The sequence below is a fragment of the Dietzia sp. DQ11-44 genome (assembly GCF_014145205.1).
Lineage (GTDB): Bacteria > Actinomycetota > Actinomycetes > Mycobacteriales > Mycobacteriaceae > Dietzia > Dietzia natronolimnaea.
In genome coordinates this window covers 1-4,813 of the sequence record NZ_JAALEC010000602.1, presented here as the reverse complement: position 1 = coordinate 4,813, position 4,813 = coordinate 1, and the positions used below count along the sequence as shown (strand labels likewise).

At 70.1% G+C, this 4,813-nt stretch carries 7 protein-coding genes; 5 read left to right on the top strand and 2 right to left on the bottom strand.

Annotated features, from left to right (window positions below; translation table 11 throughout):
• Window positions 1-420: 420 nt before the first annotated feature.
• Window positions 421-1,767 (bottom strand): lipase family protein, encoded by a 1,347-nt coding sequence (locus G6018_RS14120; RefSeq protein ID WP_259847920.1) that lies wholly within the window; start codon window positions 1,765-1,767, stop codon window positions 421-423.
• A 186-nt stretch (window positions 1,768-1,953) separates the two neighbouring features.
• On the opposite strand from G6018_RS14120, the gene G6018_RS14115 reads away from it, so the two are divergent.
• Complete coding sequence (locus tag G6018_RS14115) at window positions 1,954-2,571, top strand: O-methyltransferase (protein ID WP_206682366.1); 618 nt, start codon at window positions 1,954-1,956, stop codon at window positions 2,569-2,571.
• 22 nt (window positions 2,572-2,593) lie between these two features.
• Here G6018_RS14115 and G6018_RS14110 read toward each other — a convergent pair whose 3' ends face one another.
• Complete coding sequence (locus G6018_RS14110) at window positions 2,594-2,869, bottom strand: WhiB family transcriptional regulator (protein ID WP_241730769.1); 276 nt, start codon at window positions 2,867-2,869, stop codon at window positions 2,594-2,596.
• Window positions 2,870-3,021: 152 nt separating this feature from the next.
• On the opposite strand from G6018_RS14110, the gene G6018_RS14105 reads away from it, so the two are divergent.
• The 4 genes from G6018_RS14105 to G6018_RS14090 form a co-directional block, all read left to right on the top strand.
• Window positions 3,022-3,645 (top strand): response regulator transcription factor, encoded by a 624-nt coding sequence (locus G6018_RS14105; RefSeq protein WP_182639949.1) that lies wholly within the window; start codon window positions 3,022-3,024, stop codon window positions 3,643-3,645.
• A 72-nt stretch (window positions 3,646-3,717) separates the two neighbouring features.
• On the top strand, window positions 3,718-4,005 hold the full coding sequence (locus tag G6018_RS14100; protein ID WP_095718749.1) for a metal-sensitive transcriptional regulator: 288 nt from the start codon (window positions 3,718-3,720) through the stop codon (window positions 4,003-4,005).
• 53 nt (window positions 4,006-4,058) lie between these two features.
• A complete protein-coding gene (locus G6018_RS14095) occupies window positions 4,059-4,274 on the top strand; it encodes a heavy metal-associated domain-containing protein (RefSeq protein ID WP_182639948.1) in 216 nt (71 codons plus the stop codon).
• A 10-nt stretch (window positions 4,275-4,284) separates the two neighbouring features.
• Window positions 4,285-4,813 (top strand): cation transporter (locus tag G6018_RS14090; protein WP_182639947.1); only part of this gene is annotated, 529 nt, incomplete at its 3' end.

The following is a 4,813-nucleotide window of genomic DNA, read 5'->3' as shown; positions in this document are numbered from 1 at the left end:
TCCGCCACAGCGGGCGAAGGGCTTCGCGCAGATCGGTGGCCAGCGCGGACGGGTCGGCGGCCGCGGTGCTCGTGGCGGACGCGGTAGCCGCGGCACCAGGGGTGTCGCTCGGGTCGGAGCTGCTCGCAGAGTCGGTCTGGTGGGCCACCCAAGCGATTCTACAAGGAAGTTGCGCAATCTACTTGCGAGACCGAGACCAAGACCGAGACCGAAACCCAGGCCAAGGCCGCGACCGAGCCCGAGGCCCAGGCCGCCACCGAGCCACGCGTCGTCGACTGCGTCATACCCGGCGCACCCCAACGAGAAGAGCGTTCCGAGCACCTGCTTCTCGGCGGATGTGTTCGGAACGCTCTTCCCGATGAAGGGGGGCGCAGGCCAGCGCGACCCGGCAGGACGCGCGTAGCCGCGGGGGTCGTCGACTCAGTACGTCCCGCAGTTGACCGGGGCCGGCAGGCCGTCGATCCGGTCGGCCAGGTACTGCACCGTCCCTCCGAGGCCGGAGAGCATCGGCACCGCGTGATTGATGACCAGCCCGGTGGCCACCGGCGGGGTGTGGTCGATCACCATCTCGACGGCCGCACCCTGCGCGCACCAGTCGCGGCCGAGTCGCTGTGACTGGTGACCGGGCACCACGTCGTCGTTCACGGGGGACAGGATCCGCACCGGCGTGGTGGGCGACAGGCGGCCGATGCGTTGGCGCTCCAGGTAGTCCATGATGGCCGGATCCTGCCTGGCGATCTCCCCGGCGGACTGGCCGGACCGCGTGAAGTTGTTGGTGCGCTGCTGGAAGAACTGGATGGCGGTCTCGCCGATGCACTGGTCGGAGGTGGCGGCGAGCATCGCCCGGCCGTGGTCGTTGAGATAGGCGTCGAGGAGCGGGTCCATCTCCGGGTAGGCGTCGACCAGACTGTTGAGCGAGTACCCGATCACGCCGGCGATCGCCGACCCGTCTGCCCTCTCGAGAGTGGCCAGGAGGTCGGCGGGCGGCGATCCGGCGGCGGTGCCGACGAGGTTCACCTCGGCCGCGTACCGCGGATGCAGTTCGGCGGCTGCGGCCACAGCGCCGCCGCCCTGCGAGTACCCGGAGAACACGGTGCGCGGCGAGGGTCCGATGTCCGCACCAGGGATCCGCGGCGCGGCACGGGCGATGTCCAACACGGCACGGGCCGAGGACTCGCGGTGGACGTACGGGTGGATGCCGGGCGTGCCCAGCCCCTCGTAGTCGGTCATCGCGACCGCGTAGCCGCGGGCCAGCAACGCGTAGGCCTGGATGAGTTCGTAGCCGAAGCCCACGCCGGGCGGGTCCGTGCGGACGGTGGCCAGGTTCTGGAAGGTCTTCGACGGCGCGCAGTGGTCGGCCTGACCCTGGGTGCCCGGTGCGAGCACTGCGAGCGGCCGCGTCCCCGGGCCGGTCCACGGCGCGCGGGGCTGGAGGTACGTCCCCGTCACGGCGATTGGCTGGTTTCTCGACCCCGCGGAGGTGTACATGATGCGCTGGGCATCGGTCGAGATCGGGCCCGCGCCGTCCGAGACGAACTCCGCCCCGGGGATCGGTGGGATGGCGCCGGCGAGTGGGAACGACTCGGTCTTGACGAGTGCTCCCGCGCCTGCGGGCAGCTGGGCGGGCGGTTGATAGAACGCGGGAGCAGGGTCGTTGGACGAGCCCTGGGCTGCGGCGACCGGGGCGAGCGCGGCCCCGCCCCCGATGGTGGTCGCCAGAGCGGTGGCGAGTGCGGCAGCGCGCAGCGCGGTTCGACGAAGTAACACGGTCCCCCCGGACTTAATGTGTCGTGAATCACTGATGAGCGGAGTCTAAGTCGCCGCCCTCCCGCGTGGGTCGGGCACCCTCCCGGAGCTACCGTCGTAGCCATGACCGAGCACCCGCCCGCCACGCCCGACACCACTGACCATGAGCCCGGATGGGCGGAGGTCGACGCATTCCTCGACGAGGCGATGGGGCTCGAGGACCAGGTGTTGCGGGATGTGCGTGAGGCCACCGCGGCGGCGGACCTGCCCCCGATCGAGGTCTCCGCCGCCCAGGCGCGGTTCCTCGCGCTGCTCTGCCGGATGATCGGCGCGCGCCGCGTCCTGGAGTTCGGGACTCTCGGCGGGTACAGCGCGGCCAGCGTCGCCCGCGCCCTGGGGGACGACGGCGAGGTGGTCACTTTGGAGATCGACCCGCGGCATGCCGAGGTGGCGCGCGCAAACTTCAGACGGGCCGGGGTGGCCGATCGCGTGGAGGTACTCGTGGGCCCGGCCTCGGAGTCGGCGCGGGCGCTGATCGACACGGGTACCGAGCCGTTCGACATGGTGTTCATCGACGCCGACAAGCCCGGCAATCCGGGCTACGTCGAGCTCGCGTTGCAGTTGACCCGCCCGGGCAGCGTGATCGTAGTGGACAACGTCGTGCGCCACGGCGCGGTCGCGGACGCGGGCTCCGACGATCCCGGGGTGCTCGGCAGCCGCGAGGTGCTGACGCTGCTCGGCGGTCATCCGCGACTGGACGCGACCGCCCTGCAGACGGTGGGCGCCAAGGGCTGGGATGGCTTCGCGGTGGCTCGCGTCCGCTGAAGTCGGCGTTGCGGGCCGCAGGTCAGCCGGTGCGCAACCGGCCCGCCGCCTTGTGTCGTTCCAGCTCGGTCATGCCGCCCCAGACGCCGTAGAGCTCCCGCTCCTCGATGGCGTACCGACGGCACTGGTCGAGCACCGGGCACTGCCGGCAGAGCTGCTTGGCGAGTTCCTCGTTCTTCCGCCTCGTGCCCTTGAGGTCGTGGTCGTCGTTGTAGAACAGGTCCTGGTGGCCGACGCAGTTGCCGCGGTCAGCCCATGCCCATCGATCGTCCACTGCGGTCGAGGCGGCCTCAGCCAAATGATCATCCCACTTCCCGGGTCGGCGACGAGTCGAAAGACCGTGCGCGGAACAACGTCCCATCATCCGTTGTATGAAAGCGGGCGGACTACACCCCCAGGGGTGTGATCGCCGTATCGGGGCATCCGAGGGTTCGTTGCTAAGGTCTGTCCATGCCGGTCAGGGTGACTGTGATCAACGACTACCTCGTCGTCGTAGCCGGGGTGAACGCCATACTCTCGGAGTACGCCGACCGCATCGAGGTCGTGGAGAAGCGCACGGTCTCCAAGGGGGCGGCTCCGGTGGACGTGGCCCTGTACGACACGTTCGCCGCGCCGGTGGGTAAGCACGCCCGCCTGGCCGCGTTGCGTCAGGACCCGTCGATCGCTGCGGTCGCGGTCTACTCCTTCGCCGCTGACCGCGCTGCTGTCGAGGACAGTCTGGCGTTGGGGGCGAACGGTTTCCTCTCCAAGTCCCTGTCCGCTCCGGAGCTGGTCCGGGGGATTGAGGAGATCGCGGCGGGTCGCATCGTGACGATGGTGGGGCCGGGGTTGTCCGCCACGGGGGCCAACGACTGGCCCGCCAAGGAGGCCGGCCTCTCCGCCCGCGAAGCCGAGATGGTGGGCCTGATCGTGCAGGGTATGTCGAATCATGACATCGCCGACCGGTGCTACCTGTCGGCGAACACGGTCAAGACCTACATCCGTGCTGCCTACCGGAAAATGGGTGTGACCACGCGTGCCCAGGCGGTGGCCTGGGGTATCGAACACGGCCTGAAGCCCGACCGCCAGGCCTGAGCCGCGGGCGTCCCGGGGTTCGGGGCGTCGCGGGCCTTGAAATAGGTACCCTAGGGGGGTACCGTATCTCGCATGGCCGAGCACGGATACACCCCGAATAAGGACGACCACCTCAAGCGGCTGCGCCGCATCGAGGGTCAGGCCCGCGGTCTGCAGAAGATGGTCGAGGAGGACAAGTACTGCATCGACATCCTCACGCAGGTCTCCGCCATGACCCGGGCGCTGCAGTCGCTCTCGCTCAACCTGCTCGAGGAGCACCTGGGCCACTGCGTGGCCGGCGCGATCGAGCACGGTGGCCCGGAGGCGCAGGCCAAGCTCGCCGAGGCCAATGCGGCCATCGCGCGCCTGGTCAAGTCGTAGTCCGCTCCACCGAGCCGCCCTCCACCCGTCTGCAACCATCAGAGGAGAACCCCATGTCCGACACCGCCACCTTCACCGTCTCCGGAATGACCTGCGGCCACTGCGTCGCCTCCGTGAAGGAGGAGGTCTCGGAGATCCCCGGCGTCACCGATGTGGAGGTCGACCTGGAGTCGGGCCGCCTCGTCGTCGTCGCCCCCGATCCCGTCGACCCCGCCCTCGTCCGCGCCGCCGTGGACGAGGCCGGGTACACACTCGACGCCGCGGAATGAGGTGGCCACGATGAGCCGCACCGACACCAGCACTGCCGGCAGCCTCACCGGCGGACCGGCGACCACCGTCGTCGACCTCCAGATCGAGGGCATGACCTGCGCCTCGTGCGCCAACCGGATCGAGCGCAAGCTCAACAAGCTCGACGGGGTGACGGCCGAGGTCAACTACGCCACCGAGAAGGCGCGCGTGGAGTACGCCCCGGGCGTGGAGTCGCAACTCCTGCTCGACACCGTCCAGCAGGCCGGGTACTCGGCGCGGCTCCCGCAGCCCCGCACGCCCGCCGCCACCTCGACCCCGCGCGCCGCCGACGGGGCCGCCGCCGCGACGGGACATGCCGGCAACGCCACCGACGACTCCGAGGCCCCTGACCGGGTGGAGAGCCTGCGCCACCGCGTGATCGTCTCCGCGCTGCTGTCGATACCCGTGATCGCGATGGCCATGATCCCGGCGTTGCAGTTCACCAACTGGCAGTGGCTCTCGTTGACCCTCGCCGCTCCGGTCGTCGTGTGGGGCGGGTGGCCGTTCCACCGCGCGGCGG

Bases quoted from the DNA above. Each gene is read 5' to 3' on its own strand.
- G6018_RS14105 (WP_182639949.1), top strand. From the start codon at position 3,022: ATGCCGGTCAGGGTGACTGTGATCAACGACTACCTCGTCGTCGTAGCC.
- G6018_RS14100 (WP_095718749.1), top strand. From the start codon at position 3,718: ATGGCCGAGCACGGATACACCCCGAATAAGGACGACCACCTCAAGCGG.
- G6018_RS14095 (WP_182639948.1), top strand. From the start codon at position 4,059: ATGTCCGACACCGCCACCTTCACCGTCTCCGGAATGACCTGCGGCCAC.
- G6018_RS14115 (WP_206682366.1), top strand. From the start codon at position 1,954: ATGGGGCTCGAGGACCAGGTGTTGCGGGATGTGCGTGAGGCCACCGCG.